This is a genomic window from Haloarcula sp. CGMCC 1.6347, assembly GCF_037078395.1.
GTDB classification, from domain to species: Archaea; Halobacteriota; Halobacteria; order Halobacteriales; family Haloarculaceae; genus Haloarcula; species Haloarcula amylolytica.
In genome coordinates, this window is sequence record NZ_JAYMGX010000001.1 from 137,378 (window position 1) to 152,476 (window position 15,099).

The 15,099-nt window shown below is 63.8% G+C and carries 22 protein-coding genes; 12 read left to right on the forward strand and 10 right to left on the reverse strand.

The window, feature by feature from the left end:
• Window positions 1-44 precede the first annotated feature (44 nt).
• On the forward strand, window positions 45-857 hold the full coding sequence (locus VI340_RS00695) for a ZIP family metal transporter (RefSeq protein WP_008311176.1): 813 nt from the start codon (window positions 45-47) through the stop codon (window positions 855-857).
• Here VI340_RS00695 and VI340_RS00700 read toward each other — a convergent pair.
• Window positions 854-1,306, reverse strand: coding sequence for a hypothetical protein (locus tag VI340_RS00700; RefSeq protein WP_008311174.1), 453 nt, complete (start codon window positions 1,304-1,306; stop codon window positions 854-856). The genes VI340_RS00695 and VI340_RS00700 overlap by 4 nt on opposite strands.
• 186 nt (window positions 1,307-1,492) lie before the next feature.
• Between VI340_RS00700 and VI340_RS00705 the strand changes: the two genes are divergently transcribed.
• From VI340_RS00705 to VI340_RS00715, 3 genes are read left to right on the forward strand one after another with little or no spacing between them, the layout of a single operon-like run.
• A complete protein-coding gene (locus VI340_RS00705; RefSeq protein ID WP_004518346.1) occupies window positions 1,493-1,645 on the forward strand; it encodes a 50S ribosomal protein L39e in 153 nt (50 codons plus the stop codon).
• Window positions 1,645-1,923: a 50S ribosomal protein L31e gene (locus VI340_RS00710; protein WP_004518347.1), complete on the forward strand. Its 279-nt coding sequence runs from the start codon at window positions 1,645-1,647 to the stop codon at window positions 1,921-1,923. The genes VI340_RS00705 and VI340_RS00710 overlap by 1 nt, the downstream gene beginning before the upstream one ends.
• Window positions 1,924-1,925: 2 nt before the next feature.
• A complete protein-coding gene (locus VI340_RS00715; RefSeq protein ID WP_050037477.1) occupies window positions 1,926-2,591 on the forward strand; it encodes a translation initiation factor IF-6 in 666 nt (221 codons plus the stop codon).
• Between the two features lie 24 nt (window positions 2,592-2,615).
• Here the strand turns inward: VI340_RS00715 and VI340_RS00720 are convergent, their stop codons facing one another.
• The gene (locus tag VI340_RS00720; protein WP_336357565.1) at window positions 2,616-2,780 is read right to left on the reverse strand and encodes a hypothetical protein; all 165 of its coding nucleotides are present in this window, start codon (window positions 2,778-2,780) and stop codon (window positions 2,616-2,618) included.
• 96 nt (window positions 2,781-2,876) lie between these two features.
• On the opposite strand from VI340_RS00720, the gene VI340_RS00725 reads away from it, so the two are divergent.
• The 6 genes from VI340_RS00725 to VI340_RS00750 all read left to right on the forward strand — a co-directional run bounded on the left by VI340_RS00725 (window position 2,877) and on the right by VI340_RS00750 (window position 6,538).
• Window positions 2,877-3,014, forward strand: a complete 138-nt coding sequence (locus tag VI340_RS00725) for a hypothetical protein (protein WP_008311168.1) — start codon at window positions 2,877-2,879, stop codon at window positions 3,012-3,014.
• 129 nt (window positions 3,015-3,143) lie between these two features.
• Window positions 3,144-3,317 (forward strand): 50S ribosomal protein L18Ae, encoded by a 174-nt coding sequence (gene rpl18a, locus VI340_RS00730; RefSeq protein WP_004594032.1) that lies wholly within the window; start codon window positions 3,144-3,146, stop codon window positions 3,315-3,317.
• Complete coding sequence (pfdA, locus tag VI340_RS00735) at window positions 3,314-3,775, forward strand: prefoldin subunit alpha (RefSeq protein ID WP_336357566.1); 462 nt, start codon at window positions 3,314-3,316, stop codon at window positions 3,773-3,775. The genes rpl18a and pfdA overlap by 4 nt, the downstream gene beginning before the upstream one ends.
• 7 nt (window positions 3,776-3,782) lie before the next feature.
• Entirely contained in the window at window positions 3,783-5,081 is a 1,299-nt protein-coding gene (gene ftsY, locus VI340_RS00740; protein WP_008311166.1) for a signal recognition particle-docking protein FtsY, read from the forward strand.
• 308 nt (window positions 5,082-5,389) lie between these two features.
• Complete coding sequence (locus VI340_RS00745; RefSeq protein WP_008311165.1) at window positions 5,390-5,587, forward strand: hypothetical protein; 198 nt, start codon at window positions 5,390-5,392, stop codon at window positions 5,585-5,587.
• Between the two features lie 396 nt (window positions 5,588-5,983).
• Window positions 5,984-6,538, forward strand: a complete 555-nt coding sequence (locus tag VI340_RS00750; protein ID WP_008311164.1) for a hypothetical protein — start codon at window positions 5,984-5,986, stop codon at window positions 6,536-6,538.
• 38 nt (window positions 6,539-6,576) lie between these two features.
• Here VI340_RS00750 and VI340_RS00755 read toward each other — a convergent pair whose 3' ends face one another.
• Genes VI340_RS00755 through VI340_RS00765 form a run of 3 tightly spaced genes read right to left on the reverse strand, consistent with a single transcriptional unit; the run spans window position 6,577 to window position 8,615 of the window.
• The gene (locus VI340_RS00755) at window positions 6,577-7,227 is read right to left on the reverse strand and encodes a bifunctional 4-hydroxy-2-oxoglutarate aldolase/2-dehydro-3-deoxy-phosphogluconate aldolase (protein WP_008311163.1); all 651 of its coding nucleotides are present in this window, start codon (window positions 7,225-7,227) and stop codon (window positions 6,577-6,579) included.
• A gap of 56 nt (window positions 7,228-7,283) precedes the next feature.
• Complete coding sequence (locus VI340_RS00760; protein WP_336357567.1) at window positions 7,284-7,658, reverse strand: cupin domain-containing protein; 375 nt, start codon at window positions 7,656-7,658, stop codon at window positions 7,284-7,286.
• A 48-nt stretch (window positions 7,659-7,706) separates the two neighbouring features.
• On the reverse strand, window positions 7,707-8,615 hold the full coding sequence (locus VI340_RS00765) for an AEC family transporter (RefSeq protein ID WP_008311160.1): 909 nt from the start codon (window positions 8,613-8,615) through the stop codon (window positions 7,707-7,709).
• A gap of 259 nt (window positions 8,616-8,874) precedes the next feature.
• Between VI340_RS00765 and VI340_RS00770 the strand changes: the two genes are divergently transcribed.
• Together VI340_RS00770 and VI340_RS00775 are read left to right on the forward strand one after the other, a co-directional pair.
• Window positions 8,875-10,284: a signal recognition particle protein Srp54 gene (locus VI340_RS00770; RefSeq protein WP_336357568.1), complete on the forward strand. Its 1,410-nt coding sequence runs from the start codon at window positions 8,875-8,877 to the stop codon at window positions 10,282-10,284.
• Window positions 10,285-10,393: 109 nt separating this feature from the next.
• A complete protein-coding gene (locus tag VI340_RS00775) occupies window positions 10,394-10,792 on the forward strand; it encodes a universal stress protein (RefSeq protein ID WP_008311156.1) in 399 nt (132 codons plus the stop codon).
• 8 nt (window positions 10,793-10,800) lie between these two features.
• On the opposite strand, the gene VI340_RS00780 is transcribed toward VI340_RS00775, so the two are convergent.
• From VI340_RS00780 to VI340_RS00800, 5 genes are read right to left on the reverse strand one after another with little or no spacing between them, the layout of a single operon-like run.
• Window positions 10,801-11,484, reverse strand: a complete 684-nt coding sequence (locus VI340_RS00780; RefSeq protein WP_008311154.1) for a thioredoxin family protein — start codon at window positions 11,482-11,484, stop codon at window positions 10,801-10,803.
• Window positions 11,485-12,228, reverse strand: coding sequence for an ABC transporter ATP-binding protein (locus tag VI340_RS00785; protein ID WP_008311153.1), 744 nt, complete (start codon window positions 12,226-12,228; stop codon window positions 11,485-11,487).
• Window positions 12,225-12,983 (reverse strand): ABC transporter ATP-binding protein, encoded by a 759-nt coding sequence (locus VI340_RS00790; protein WP_336330325.1) that lies wholly within the window; start codon window positions 12,981-12,983, stop codon window positions 12,225-12,227. Before VI340_RS00790 ends, VI340_RS00785 begins: the two co-directional genes overlap by 4 nt.
• Window positions 12,980-14,071 (reverse strand): branched-chain amino acid ABC transporter permease, encoded by a 1,092-nt coding sequence (locus tag VI340_RS00795; RefSeq protein ID WP_336330324.1) that lies wholly within the window; start codon window positions 14,069-14,071, stop codon window positions 12,980-12,982. Before VI340_RS00795 ends, VI340_RS00790 begins: the two co-directional genes overlap by 4 nt.
• Window positions 14,068-15,006 (reverse strand): branched-chain amino acid ABC transporter permease, encoded by a 939-nt coding sequence (locus VI340_RS00800; protein WP_008311148.1) that lies wholly within the window; start codon window positions 15,004-15,006, stop codon window positions 14,068-14,070. Before VI340_RS00800 ends, VI340_RS00795 begins: the two co-directional genes overlap by 4 nt.
• Window positions 15,007-15,099 lie beyond the last annotated feature (93 nt).

The following is a 15,099-nucleotide window of genomic DNA, read 5'->3' on the forward strand; positions in this document are numbered from 1 at the left end:
AGGTTAGTGACAATTTTTATCGGTCCGAGCGGCGTAGGACCGATATGGTCGCCGTTGAGAACGTTGCTTTCGTGTTCGTTGCGGGGTTGCTTACGGCGCTTGCCACCGGCCTCGGTGCGATCCCGTTCTTTCTCGTCGATGAGTTCTCCGACAGATGGAACGTCCTGCTGTGGGGGCTGGCCTCGGGAATCATGGTCGCCGCATCGCTCTTCGGACTCGTCCGGGAGGGGCTGGCATACGGGTCGCCGCTTTTGATGGTTCCCGGCATTCTCGCTGGCGTCCTGCTCGTCGTCGTTGCCCACGAACTTCTGGATGACTTCGACCAGTCACCCGAGCAGTTCGAGCGGGCCGACTTCAAGAAGCTTCTGCTTATTCTGGGCATTCTGACTGTCCATAGCTTCCCGGAGGGCGTCGCCGTCGGCGTCTCCTTCGCGGAACTCGGGCTGGAGTCGGCCACGCCCGAATCCGCTGTGGGTATCCTCGGCGTCTCCGTCCCGCTGCTGGCTGTGTTCATGACTGTCGCCATCTCCATCCACAACGTCCCTGAGGGGACTGCTATCGCCATCCCGCTCCGTTCGCTGGGTGTCAGCGAGTGGAAGATGGTCTGGTGGGCGGTGTTCTCCTCGCTGCCACAGCCGGTCGGGGCCGTTATCGCGTACTACTTCGTCACGCTGGCGAAGGCATTTCTCCCGTTCGGCTTCGGCTTCGCCGCCGGGGCGATGGTGTATCTCGTGCTCACGGAGTTCGTCCCCGAAGCGCTGGAGTACGGCGACGGCTTGCCGGGTGGCGGTAAACGCGAACTAACTGCCGGCGTCGCTGTTGGCGTCTTGGCGATGGTGCCGCTGGCGTTCGTCTAGAAGGGGAGTTTGTTCCGGATGACAGTGAGGTCGACGAAGGCCTTCAGCGGATCGTCGTAGTCATCGACGCGTGTTTCCATCCGGTAGTTCGAGTGGTCGACGGCGAAGAAGTACGGCCCGGGTTCGTCCAGTGACTCCCGCGCGCCGCCGTCGTCCGTGGACGCCCGGTAAATATCCGACCCCTCCGGCTGGACCGCTGTCTGGCTGAACTCGGGGTTCCCCGGCGGTGTCTCGTCGGGCTCCCGACCCTTGATGAACGTGTCGTACTGCTCGAACTGCTCGCGGTCAGTAAAAAAGTACACGTTGAACGGGATGTCCGCTTTGACGATATACCGTAGCTCACCGCCGGGGTCGGATACGTCCGGAATTTCCTCCTTGATCCACGCTTCGTGCGGGTCAACTCTGACGTCCTGTTGCACGCTGACGACGACCTCACCGCCCCCACCCATGCAACCAGAGCTGACGGCTGTCGCACTGACACCCATTGTCTGGAGGAATCTCCGGCGCTTCATCCATTGATAATCAGGGTCACGGACTACTTAGTTCTACGTCCGCAGTTATAGCCGCTGATAACGGGCCGCGACCGGCTCGAAAAGGAAGGAATTTAAACCACGGCGCGGAACAAGCACCATACCATGGGTAAGAAATCGAAGGCTACGAAGAAGCGACTGGCCAAACTCGACAACCAGAACAGTCGAGTCCCGGCCTGGGTCATGCTCAAGACGGACCGCGAGGTCCAGCGCAACCACAAACGACGCCACTGGCGGCGCAACGACACTGACGAATAATGAGCGCCAGTGACTTCGAGGAGCGTGTCGTCACCGTCCCGCTCCGAGACGCGCGAGCCGAACCGAACCACAAGCGCGCAGACAAGGCGATGATCCTCATCCGCGAGCACCTCGCCAAGCACTTCTCTGTCGACGAGGACGCCGTCCGCCTCGACCCCTCGATCAACGAGGCGGCCTGGGCCCGCGGTCGCGCCAACACGCCGAGCAAGATCCGTGTTCGCGCCGCCCGCTTCGAGGAAGAGGGCGAAGCCATCGTCGAAGCAGAGACCGCAGAGTAACGTTGCTCCGCGCGGCTTTCTCCGGGTCGTCGTACGTGGGTGTGTTCGCCCGTGCGACCGACGACTGCGTGCTGGTTCGCCCAGACTTAGACGAATCGCTGCTTGAGGACCTGAGCGACGAACTCGGCGTTCCGGCCGTGCCGACCACCGTCGGCCGCTCCGGGACCGTCGGTGCGCTCGCGACCGGCAACGAGAACGGGCTGGTCGTCTCCGAACGCGTCCGCGAGACCGAAATCGAACGGATTCAGGATGTCGTCGACGTGCCCATCACCAGAATGCCCGGCCGGATCAACGCCGCCGGAAACGTCGTCTGCTGTAACGACTACGGCGCGTACGTCCACCCCGACCTCTCTCGGGATGCCGTGCAAGCGGTCAAGGATGGGCTGGACGTGCCCGTCGAACGCGGCGTCATCGCCGGTGTCACCACCGTCGGGACCGCCGCCGTCGCCACCAACAAGGGCGTGCTCTGTCATCCGAAGGCCACGGACGGCGAACTCGACGCCCTCGAGGACATCCTCGACGTGCCGGCCGACATCGGGACCATCAACTACGGCGGTCCGCTCGTCGGCTCCGGGCTGCTCGCCAACGACCACGGCTACGTCTGTGGCTCGGACACCTCCGGGCCGGAACTGGGCCGTATCGACGCGGCGCTCGGCTACATCGACTGACGCGGTTTTCGTTTTACCGCCCGCTCAGGACGGATGCTGGTGGCTGAGTTTTTCTGCCACCACGCTCGGAACGGGCAGTCTGCAGTCCCCACACGCCCAGGCCCGACTGGTCCCGCCGCGCTCCAGCGTCAGGTCCTGCCTGAATCGCAGGGCCGCACCGCACTCGCACTGGTAGGTCGTCTCGCTCATAGCTGGCTGTACGTATTGCCCCGGGAAATCCATCTGGGTCGGCAACCATGACAACTCGTGTCAAAGAATAATATAGTGCGTCCCCAAACGTCACGTATGGTCCAGCGAACACCGCCCGCGGAAGACCAGAACCGCCTCGTCTGCCGGAAGTGTGACTATTCGACAGGTGTGCTCCGGCCGTCCTGTCCAGAGTGCGGTGGCGACATGCTGTACGCGCCGGCGTCCGAGGAGTAGGCCCGTCACTCGTTTTCCAATCGCGTTGTCGTCACAGTCGCAGGACAGGACGATCCATCTCGTGAACGAGACACACCCGGGACGGGCGGAAGGGGAAGATACTTCCCTGCCCTGCCCGCACCTGCGTGTATGAGCACGTACACTGTTCGCGGTAGTTTCCCGGCCCGAGACGGCCCACAGCAGTTCGAGAAGGAGGTCGACGCGCCAAACGAGAACGTCGCTGAGGAGCGCGTTTACAGCGACTTCGGCTCCCAGCACAACCTCAAGCGCACGCAGATCACGATCGAGGAGGTGGCAGCATGATGGGCGGTGGCGGCGGTGGCGGCGGCGGTCAGATGCAGCAGGTCGCACAGGAGATCGAGCAGATGGAGCAGGAAGTCGACGCTATCGACGAGGAAATCGAGCGCCTCCGCGACAAGCAGACTGACATCGACGAGGCAATCGAGGCCATCGAGACGCTGGACTCCGGCTCCACGGTGCAGGTCCCGCTCGGCGGCGACGCTTACATCCGCGCGACTATCGAGGACATCGACGAGGTCGTCGTCTCCCTCGGTGGCGGCTACTCCGCAGAGCGCGAACAGGACGGCGCTGTCAGCACGCTGGAAACCAAGAAGGAGACGCTGGACGACCACATCAGCGAGCTGCAGGAAGAGAAGGCCGAAGTCGAGACCGAGATGGAGGAGCTCGAACAGCAGGCCCAGCAGATGCAACAGCAGCAGATGCAGCAGATGATGCAACAGCAAGAGCAGGAAGACGAGTAAGGCCGCCATGTTCGACGGACTGAAGGACAAACTCAGCGGGTTCACGAGTGATGTCGAGGAGGATGTCGACGACGACGCACTCGAAGCGGAGGATGAACCGGACGCCGACGAGGCTGACGGGGAAGCACCTGCCGACCAGGCGGCCGACGCCGAGCCCGCAACGGACGCGCAGTCGTCCGAAGACGACACGCAGGCGGCTGCGGCCGAGCCGACGGCCGAAAGCGACCAGCCACAGACTGGTTCTGAACCGCCGGCCGCTGACTCCGAAGCGATAGACGAGCCAGCCACAGCGTCGTCTACGGCAGTCGAAGACGCGGATGAGGTCCCCGAGGAAGCTTCTCAGTCGGACGACACCGCAGTGACTGATGACGACTCGGCATCCGAAGCCGATTCGGAGTCCGAAGAAGACGACGACGGCGGCCGCGGCCTCGCCGCGAAGGCGAAGCTCATGGCCACCGGGAAGACGGTCATCGAGGAGGAGGACTTACAGAGCCACCTCGACGACCTCGAACTGGCGCTGCTGTCGAGCGACGTGGAGATGAGCGTCGCCAACGAGATCCTCGACGGTGTCAAGGAGAACCTCACGGGTCAGACCCGCCGACGGCTCTCCAGCACGGGGAACCTCGTCCGGGACGCGCTCCGGGAGTCGCTGTACGACGTCATCAACGTCGGCCAGTTCGACTTCGACGAGCGCGTCCAGCAGGCAGACAAGCCGGTCACCATCGTATTCACCGGGGTCAACGGCGTTGGGAAGACGACCTCGATAGCGAAACTCGCCCAGTACTTCGAGGAGCGCGGACTCTCGACGGTGCTCGCCAACGGCGACACCTACCGCGCCGGCGCGAACGAGCAACTGGAGAAACACGCCGAGAACCTCGACAAGAAGATCATCACTCACGAGCAAGGCTCGGACCCGACGGCGGTCGTCTACGATGCCGTCGAGTACGCCAAGGCCAACGACATCGACGTGGTGCTTGGCGATACGGCCGGCCGACTCCACACCTCGGACGACCTGATGGCCCAGTTGGAGAAGATCGACCGCAACATCGACCCGGACATGACGCTGTTCGTGGACGAGGCGGTCGCGGGCCAGGACGCCGTCAACCGGGCGCGCGAGTTCAACGACGCGGCCGAGATCGACGGGGCGATCCTGACGAAAGCCGACGCCGACCCGCAGGGCGGCGCGGCCATCTCTGTCGCGCACGTCACCGGCAAGCCGATCCTTTTCCTGGGGACCGGCCAGGACTACGGCGACCTCGAACCGTTCGACCCCGAGGAAATCGTCGACAGCCTCATCGGCGAGTAGGACTCGGCCTTCGCGGTTACTTTTGCTGCTACCCCGCGTTCTGAAACGCTACTGTCGACCCTGTTTGTGTAGAACCCGGCGAGTTCGCGCTCTTCCGACGGGAACGCACCGCGTGCGATGCGGCAAATACTGCCACTCCATCGCAGGTGTGGTCGTTTTCGCCGACAGGGGCGCGTTGAAGTCGTTTGGTGTTCATGACTGATCCACACAGTATCGTAGCATGACACCAATGCAGGCAATCGAACGACGCGACGTTTCCGGCGATGTGAGGAATGGGGCTGACAGTGGTCTCGCGGAGGGAGCCACCGATGTCTGATGGACGCTACTGCCGGCAGGTCGCGCCGGCTGATGTCGCACCCGAACTCATCGTGCTGTCGTCGGGTGACCATGGTCTCCCGGTTGACGAGCCGCGGCTCGTAACTGACGGAGGCGTGCCGGTACCCGATGTTCCAGACGACGGCGGCGACAATTACGGCTACGGGAGTTCCCGCGAGGATGGAGACTGATCTGCCCACTGCGTTCAGGTTATGACGTTGCTAAACGGCGACTGAGCGATTTTGACCGCTAAAACGGCTGTCTGACTCACAATGCAGGGCCTGATATCGTTGCCCCAGGGGCGAAGATACCTATGCGCTCGATAACCGCTCGGGAACAGTACGATTAGTTGTAACTCGGGCCTCGAACCACACTGCAACAGGCCGATGTTCGGCTATCGAAGTGTAGAACCACCCGTGAACTGGCCGAAATATCGGACTCGAACCAATCATGGTCTGAAACAGATCGTTTATATTTGCTTTGCGAACCGGCCCACCTTCGGGTGTTGCTAAGCCGTTCTGTCGGCTCTCCGTCAGACGCTTAGTAGGTCATTCACAAACTGTCCGGCTTCTCTTCGGGCAAACGCTATGGGACGACCCACATCTCGACGGAACGTTATCAAAATCGCAGGCGGCGCACTCGTGGCGCTGGCTGGCTGTAGTGACACTGGCGGTAGCGGTACGGAGACTGGCGGTGGCGGCGGTGCCGAAGCTCCGGGCACATCGACGGCAGCAGAGACTGACGCGATGACGGAAGCCGGTACGGAATCGCAGACGGAAACTGAAGCCCAGACCGAAGAGGGAACCGGGATGGATACTGAGACGGAACTCGGCGAGAACGAAACCGATGCCCTCGGAAACGAGACCGAGATGCCGGATACTGAAACTGAACTGCCCGGCAATGAGACCGACGTACCGGGCAACGAAACCGAACTGCCCGGGAACGGGACCGAGGCCCCGGGCAACGAAACTGAAATTCCTGGAAACGAGACAGATATTCCGGGCAACGAAACGGACATACCCGGGAACGAAACCGAGATACCTAGCAACGAAACCGAACTGCCCGGCAATGAGACCGGCACGGTCGGGAACGAGACAGCGACGACTGGCAACGAAACGACCGCGAACGAAACCGGGGAATAAGCCGCCGTACCAGGTCCTTTTTCCACCGGTTGGGTGAGCTACTCTCGGGCGGCCTCGACGGCGTCGACGAACTCCGCGGCCTGTTCGCGGACGCCGTCCATGTCGTCGTTTTCGATTGCTTCGTAGTTGACCAGCGCCGAGCCCGCGCCGACGGCGACCGCGCCGGCATCGAAGAACTCGTCGACGTTGTCGGCCGAGACGCCGCCGGTCGGCATAATCGGGACGTCGCCGAGCGGACCCTGCAGCGCGCCGATGTGTGCCGGGCCGACCGTTTTCGCCGGGAACATCTTCAGGATGTCCGCACCCGCCTCCATCGCGTCGGCGGCCTCCGTCGGCGTCATGACGCCGGGGATGGCGAGGACGCCCTCGCGGTTACACACGTCGATAACGTCCTCGTTGAGGTTCGGTGCGAGGACGAACTCCGCGCCGGCCTCGATGACGTTGCGGGCGGCGGCGGCGTCCATGACCGTGCCGGCCCCGATGATGGCGTCGGTGTCGTCGAGCGCCTTGTCGACGGCAGCGATCATGTCCGAACAGCGCTTCGCGTCGGCCGTCAGTTCCAGCGCTGTGACGCCGCCTTCGTGGACGGCTGTCGCCACGTCGACCATCTTTTCCTCGGGAATCCCGCGGAGGACTGCCGTGACGCCGCTGTCGACCAGTTCCTGTTGTACCGCCTGTTTGCTCGTCATAGGCGCAACTGTGGTGGGGTGGCTGAAAAACGTGTCTGAACCGCCGAGCCCCCTCGCTACGCGTCGGGGTCGTACGGGCGCGCGATGTCAGTCGGTGGTGCGCCGACGCCCAGCACGGTAACTGACTCGTCGGCATCAGCGGGGTTGTGCGCGCGGTGTGGGCTCTCCGGCTCGGCGACGAACACCTCGTCGGCCGAAACGACGTACTCCCCGTCGGGCGTTTCGACGTGGAGCGTGCCGTCGAGCACGTAGAACAGTTCCTCGCGGGTCTCGTGGTAGTGGTAGGCCCGCGAGAGGTCTTCGCCGGGTGCCATCTCGTAGGTGGCCGCGTGGAGCGCGTGGAGTTCGGCGGCGTCGGAGACGCCGCGCCGGTCACAGGGGTAGTCCGCAGTTTCCGACAGGTCCTCGGGGTCGATCTGGTGGTAGCCCATATCGTCGGTGGGGGCACCGGCGGGCAAAAGCGTGACCACGGCGGGGCGTCAGGCGAACAGCCAGATCAGCACGGAGAGCGTTCCGATTGAGGCCACCGTCGAGGTGAAGACGTTCAGCGAGGCGAACGCGGCGTCGCCGCCGAGTTCCGTCGTGTAGACGTACGTCGACACCGCTGTCGGGGTGCCGAGCATCACGACCGCTGCGCCCAGCGCCGTCGCGTCCATCGCTAGCGAGGAGTACACCAGCCACGCCAGCGCCGGCATCCACAGCACCTTCAGCCCGACGACGCTGACGGTCTTCTGCAGGTCCGCCACCGGGAGGTCCGTGTCCAGCGTCGCACCGATACACAGCAGGGCGACCGGCAGCGCCAGTTCGGCCGGCGGGCCGAGCGCACCGACGAGTCGCTCCGGAACGGACAGCGACAGGACCGAGGCTGTGATGCCGGCCGCCAGCGCGATGAGCACCGGGTTCGTGAGGAGTTTCTTGCACTCGCCCAGCAGCGAGGCGTCGCTGCCGTTGATGCGGACCAGCAGGAACACCGTCACCGGGACGTGGGTCACCGCGCCGATCCCGAGGATGACGCTGGCGACGGCCGTCGCTTCGCTGCCCATCGTCGCTGCCACGAGCGGCAGCCCGAGAAACCCCATGTTGCTGTGATACGACTGGACGACGGAGACGCTGCGGCGGTCGGGGGATTCCAGGCGCCGGTGGACGAGCCAGCCCAGCGTTATCGTCAGCGCGATGACGGCCCAGAAGCCCCCGAGCAACGCCGGCGAGATAATCTCCCGTAGCGGGCGGTTGTACGTGGACCGGAATATGAGCGCCGGCAGGGCGACAGTAAAGACGAGTGTGGTGAGGATATCCGTCCGCCGGTCGGTCAACAGCCCGAAGTGGCCGGCGGCGACGCCGGCCGAAAGAAAGGCGACCATGAATCCGAGCTGCCCGAGCACGCCCATATTGTCGACCAGTCGGTTCGACCTCTTCACCCTTTCGCCACCGGTAGACGTGGAATTAATCGTGCAGATGTCGCATACAGATAGCACGTCTCGCCCGAAGATGGCCGGAAACGTGAGATGGACCTGCCGGTCTGCCTCGCTCCGATAGCAACGAGCGAATCAGCCCCAACCGAACGGATACGGCAGTCATCCCAGCGGTTAGCGGGCGACAGCATGACAACAAGCCTTTACCCGCGCCGTCGCGTATCTCGCGCTAACAATGGTACTCGACGATCTTGGGAGTTCGCTTCGGGGGACACTCGACGACCTCCGGGGGAAGTCCCGGCTCTCCGAGGAGGACATCGCGGACATCGTCAAGGAGATTCAGCGGTCGCTGTTGCAGGCCGACGTGGACGTCGGGCTCGTACAGGACCTCTCTGACAGCATCGAGACGCGTGCGCTGGAGGAGGAACCGCCGGCGGGGACGACCCCACGCGATTGGGTCCTGCGAATCGTCTACGAGGAACTGGTCGACCTCGTCGGCGAGTCGACCGAACTACCGCTCGAAGAGCAGACCATCATGCTCGCCGGCCTGTACGGGTCGGGGAAGACGACCACGGCCGCGAAGATGGCATGGTGGTTCTCGACGAAAGGGCTCCGACCGGCCATCATCCAGACCGACACGGACCGGCCCGGCGCGTACGACCAGTCCAAGGAAATGGCCGAACGCGCCGAGGTCGACTTCTACGGCGACCCCGACGAGGACGACCCCGTGAAGATCGCCCGGGACGGGCTGGAAGCGACGGCGAACGCGGACGTTCGCATTGTGGACACGGCTGGTCGTGACGGCCTGAACGAGGAACTCATCGAGCAGATCGAGCGCATCGAGCAGGAGGTCCAGCCCGACCGGGACCTGCTCGTGCTGGACGCGGCGATGGGCCAGAGCGCCAAGAGCCAGGCTGCCGACTTCGAGGCGGCGATTGGCATCGACGGCGTCGTCATCACGAAACTCGACGGGACGGCGAAAGGTGGCGGCGCGCTCGCCGCCGTCAACGAGACTGACTCCACCATCGCCTTCCTCGGCTCCGGGGAGACGGTCAAGGACATCGAGCGGTTCGAGCCCTCCGGGTTCATCTCGCGCCTGCTCGGGATGGGCGACCTCAAACAGCTCACCGAGCGCGTCGAGCGCGCGATGGAGGAAACCCAGGAAGGCGACGAGGAGGACTGGGACCCCGAGGACATGCTGGAGGGGCAGTTCACCCTCAAGGACATGCGCAAGCAGATGCAGACGATGAACAACATGGGGCCGCTGGACCAGGTGATGGACATGATCCCCGGGCTGGGCGGCGGGCTGATGGACCAGCTCCCCGACGACGCGATGGACGTGACCCAGGAGCGGATGCGGGACTTCGACGTCATCATGGACTCGATGACCGAGGAGGAACTGGAGAACCCCCGCGTCGTCGGCCAGTCCCGGACCAGGCGCATCTGCCGTGGCTCCGGCAAGCCCGAGGAGCGGGTGCGTGAACTCCTCCAGCAGCACAAGCAGATGGAGCAGATGCTCAAGCAGTTCCAGGGCATGGGCGACGGCGACATGGAGCGGATGATGAAACAGATGCAGCAGGGCGGCGGAGGCGGCGGTGGCATGGGTGGTATGGGCGGCGGCGGTATGGGGCCGTTCGGCGACTGACGCCGCTTTCTCGGTCCGCGAGACGTGAGACGCGACGTTATTTTTGATGATTGATGTTCGAAATCCGGGCCAGAACTAAGGGTTGGCCCGTCCTACGGACGAAGCGAGCATGTACGAAATTGTCGCTGGGATAGACAAAAGTGAGGCTCGTGGGACCGCCATCGCGGAAGCGATAACCGAGATTCCGATGGACGCCAGCGAGGTTCGCGTCACGCTGCTGCACGACTTCGAGGAGAACCCCGAAGGCGCGTCCGTCGATCAGGTGGCCTCCGTGCGCCGGGCACGGGAAGTCCTCGAGGACGCCGGCGTCGAGGTGGCGCTGGAGGAGTCAAGCGGCGAACCGGCCGACGCGATCCTCCGGCTGGCTGACGAGCACGACGCCGACATGATCGTTGTCGCCGGACGCAAGCGGACGCCGACGGGCAAAGTGCTGTTCGGCAGCGTCACACAGAGCGTGATTCTGGGCACGGACCGGTCCGTGCTGGTCTGTAGCGGCAAAGAAGAGTAACGCCGCAGTCAGACGCCGTACACTTCTTCGACCCGTTCAGCGAGCGGCGATGGGTCCGTCCGGCCAGTGATCCGCTCGACGGGCTCGCCGTCCTCGAACAGCACGACGGCGGGTGCCGCGTTGACACCGACCGACTGACAGAACTCCGGGGACCGCTCGCCGGCGAGACCACCGACTGGAACGCCCTCGGGGAACGCGGCCAGCACGTCGTCTAATTCCGCTTTCATCGCTTCGCAGGGCTCACAGAACAGTTTCCATACGGTGACGACACACCGGTCGTGGGCGTCGACGAAGGCCGCGTAGCTGTCGTCGTCTAAGTGTTCGACTGCGTCGGGGACCGGCGTCTCCGGCCCCAGTTCGGTCGCCATCTGTGCCATCGTCGTCAGTTCCACGGAGGTGTAGGAGCCGTCGACGTTCGACCGCAGCGTCAGGAACGTGGCGAACTCCTCGCGCGACACGTCGAGTTCGTCGACCCGCTCGGCTGCTTCGGCGGCCGAATCGAGGCCGAACACGTCGGCGACGGACTCGTGGAACTCCGCGTCGCCCATCGTGACGTAGGTGTCGTAGTACACCCCGCGGTCGGCCTCGAACGCTTCCGTCGTGCTGACTTCGTCCGTTTCCTCGTCGATGACGACGACACCTTCCGATTGCAGTGCGTCGAGCAACGCTTCGGCGGATTGTGTGTTCGACATTCAGACACCTAGGTACTTGTCGCGGGTCTCTTGGTCGTTCTGCAGTTCCTCGGCGGCCCCCTCGAAGACCACCTGGCCGCGGTCCAGCACGTAACACCGGTCGGCGATTTTCATCGCCGCGACGGCGTTTTGCTCGACCAGCAGTATCGTCGTGCCGTCCTCGCTGATGCGTTCGATGGCGTTCTCGACGGACTCGATAATCTGCGGTGCCAGCCCCTCGTATGGCTCGTCGAGCATCAACAGGTCGGTGCTCTGGTGGAGCGCGCGGGCGATGGCGAGCATCTGCTGTTCGCCGCCCGAGAGCGTGCCGGCCTTCTGGGAGCGTCGCTCGTCGAGTCTCGGGAAGTACTCGTAGATCTCCGCCGTCGACATCCCTTCGTCGCGGAAATCGAGCTTCCGCCGCCAGGTGTTCGACTTGTTGCGGACGGTGTCCGCGAGGTGGAGGTTCTCGGCGACGGTCAAATCAGTGAACACGCGCCGTTCCTCCGGGACCAGCGAGATGCCGCGGACGGCGATGTCCTCCGGCGGGTCGTTGGTGATGTCCGTTCCGTCGAACTGGATCGTGCCGCTCCGGACGTCGGGCGGCGTCGCCCCGGAGATACACCGGAGCGTCGAGGTCTTCCCCGCTCCGTTGCGGCCCAGCAGGGCCGTGATCTCGCCGTCGTCGACGTTCATCGACACGTCCTGAATGATGTGGCTCTCGCCGTAGTAGCCGTTGATGTTGTCCACGTCGAGCAGCGTCATTCCTCGACACCTCCCAGGTACGCTTCCTGCACAGCGGGGTCGTCCTGCACTTGGTCGGGGGTCCCCTTCGCGATGACTGACCCGCGGTTGAGGACGATGATACGGTCGGAGATGTCGAAGACGATCTCCATGTCGTGTTCGACCAGCAGGAACGTCAGGTCGAGTTCATCCTTGACTCGCTTGATAAGGTCGACGGTCGATTTCGTCTCCTCGGGGCTCATCCCGGCGGTCGGCTCGTCCATCAGCAGCATATCCGGTTCGGCGGCCAGCGCAATGCCGAGTTCGAGCCGGCGCTTGTTCCCGTAGTCGAGGCTGGCGGCCTCGTTCTCCCGCTCGTCGTACAGCCCGACCGACTCGAGGACCTCGTTCGCCAGTTCGTCGACCGCCGGATAGCTGTTCTGGTTGCGGAAGAAGTTGAACCGGAACGAACCGTGTTCGGCCGCCAGCGCCGCGATAGTCGCGTTCTCCTTGACGGTCAGTTCGGGGAAGATAGAGGCCGTCTGGAAGGACTTGCTCATCCCCCGCTGGACGACCTCGTGTGGGTCCATCCCGATGATGGAATCCCCTTGGAACGCGATCTCGCCGTAGCTCGGTTCGAGCCGTCTGGTGACGAGGTTGATGAACGTCGATTTCCCCGCGCCGTTGGGGCCGATGAGGCTCACGCCTTCGCCCTGTTCTATCTCCAGGTCCACCTCGTCGACGGCCGTGAGGCCGCCGAACTGCTTGGTGAGCCGCTCCGTCTTGAGGACCGTCATTCGTCCTCACCTCCGACGACCATGTCACGGACGTACTCGATACCGCCCCAGATTCCGTTCGGGAAGAGGACGACAGCGACGACGAACACGATGCCGAGAATGAGGTGCCAGAAGGGCCCCAGCGTCGGGAACCCGCTGACGATATTCTCGATGTACAGGTACAGGCCGGCACCGAACAGCGGGCCGAACAGCGAGCCGACGCCGCCGAGCACAGTCATGATGACGATGCGCCCGGACTCAGTCCAGTACAGCGACTGCAGGGGCACGTAGTTCCCCTCGATGGTGAACAGGCTCCCGGCGATGCCGGCGAAGGCCGCCGAGATGATGAACGCCATCAGCTTGTACCGCCAGACGTCCAGGCCGACGAACTCTGCCCGCCGCTCGTTCTCGCGAATCGCGCGGAACACGGTCCCGTACGGCGAGTGCAGGATGCGGTTCGCCATCGCGACCGACAGCACAGTCATGACGGCCACGAACACGTACAGCATGTTGTCGACCAGCATCGACAGCGGGAACGGCACCCCGCCGTGGATGTCGATGACGCCCAGCAAGTGACCGATATCCACGGAGGTGAACCCGTTCTCACCGTTCGTGAGGAACGCCAGCGGCGACGCCGCCAGATAGAACGACATCTGGCCGAACGTCAGCGTCAGGATGGCGAAGTAGATTCCGCCGCGGCGCAGCGACAGGAACCCGACAATCCACGCCATCAACACTGCAAACACCGTGCCGGCGAGCAGCACCAGCAGCGGCGAGCTGCTCACGCTCGCGCTGAAGATACCGGCGGCGTAGGCCGCGCCGCCGAAGAAGACGGCGTGGCCGAACGACAGCAGGCCGGTGTACCCGAGCAGGATGTCGAACCCGACGGCGAAGATGCCGTAGATGAGTACTAGCGTCGCCAGCTGCGTGTAGCCGTCGAGGAAGTTGTTGAAGAGGAACGGGAAGACGGCCACGCCCACGACCGTGAGCAGCACCGTCGATATCTCCCGGTCGCGGAAGCTGGCCCAGCGGTCGCCGAGACCGCCGGTGACCTCCGCGTCGGCGTCGGTCGCCGCCGTGGCAGTCGCGTCGCGCGGTTCGTCGCTCACGAGACATCAACCTCCGAGCCAAGCAGCCCCTGCGGACGCACAAGCAGGATTATCGCCGCGAGCGCGTAGATGCCGACCTGGCTCCAGGCTGCGTAGCCGGTCTGTATGAGCAGCACCTGTAGCGTCCCGAGCATCAGTCCGGCCACGACAGCCCCTTCTATCTTCCCGACGCCGCCGATGACGACGGTCAGGAACGCCGGTACCAACTGTTCAGTACCGATGTTGGGATTGACGTTAGCGAGCGGGCCGCCGACGACGCCGGCCACGCCGGCGAGGGCGGCACCGATGCCGAAGACGACGAGGTACGGCCGGCTCAGCCTGATCCCCAGCAGGCGAACCATCTCGTCGTCGAGGGTACCGGCCTGAACGATGAGGCCGAAGTCAGTGTACTCGACGAGGGCGTACACGGCCAGGACGAGGACTGCCGTAATCACGATGACGCCGAGTCGCCAGCGCGGGAAGTTCCCGACCACAGGCAGCGCGATGGGACCGGATGCCCACGAGGGCTGTGGGAACGGCTGGCTGTTCCCGCCGAGCATCGCTCTGAGCAGTTCCTGGACGATGATTGCGAGCCCGAAGGTCACGAGAATCTGGTCAGTGTCGGGGCGGTCGTAGAACGCCTGTGCGATGAATCGCTCCATCAGGAGGCCGATGACGAACACGACAATCGGCACGATGACCAGTGCGGCGATGAATCCCAGTCCGATGCCGTACGACTGGATGCCCCATTCTACCAGTTGACCGTCATTCAACGGAACACTTCCAGTTATGAACAGCCCCAGATACGCACCGATGAGGTACAGCGCCCCGTGGGCGAAGTTGACGAATTTCAGCGTCCCGAGGATAATCGACAGTCCAACCGCGAGCAGGACGTAAATCGCGCCCTGTTGCAACCCATTCAATAAGATGGTGAGGATGTCCGCGAGTAGCGTCACGCCGGATCCCCCCCACCGCACTCTGCTCGTACTCTCTGCGTATTCCTAATCATGCTAGTTTTTGTGTATCAAGTAAGGCAACCTCATGAACTA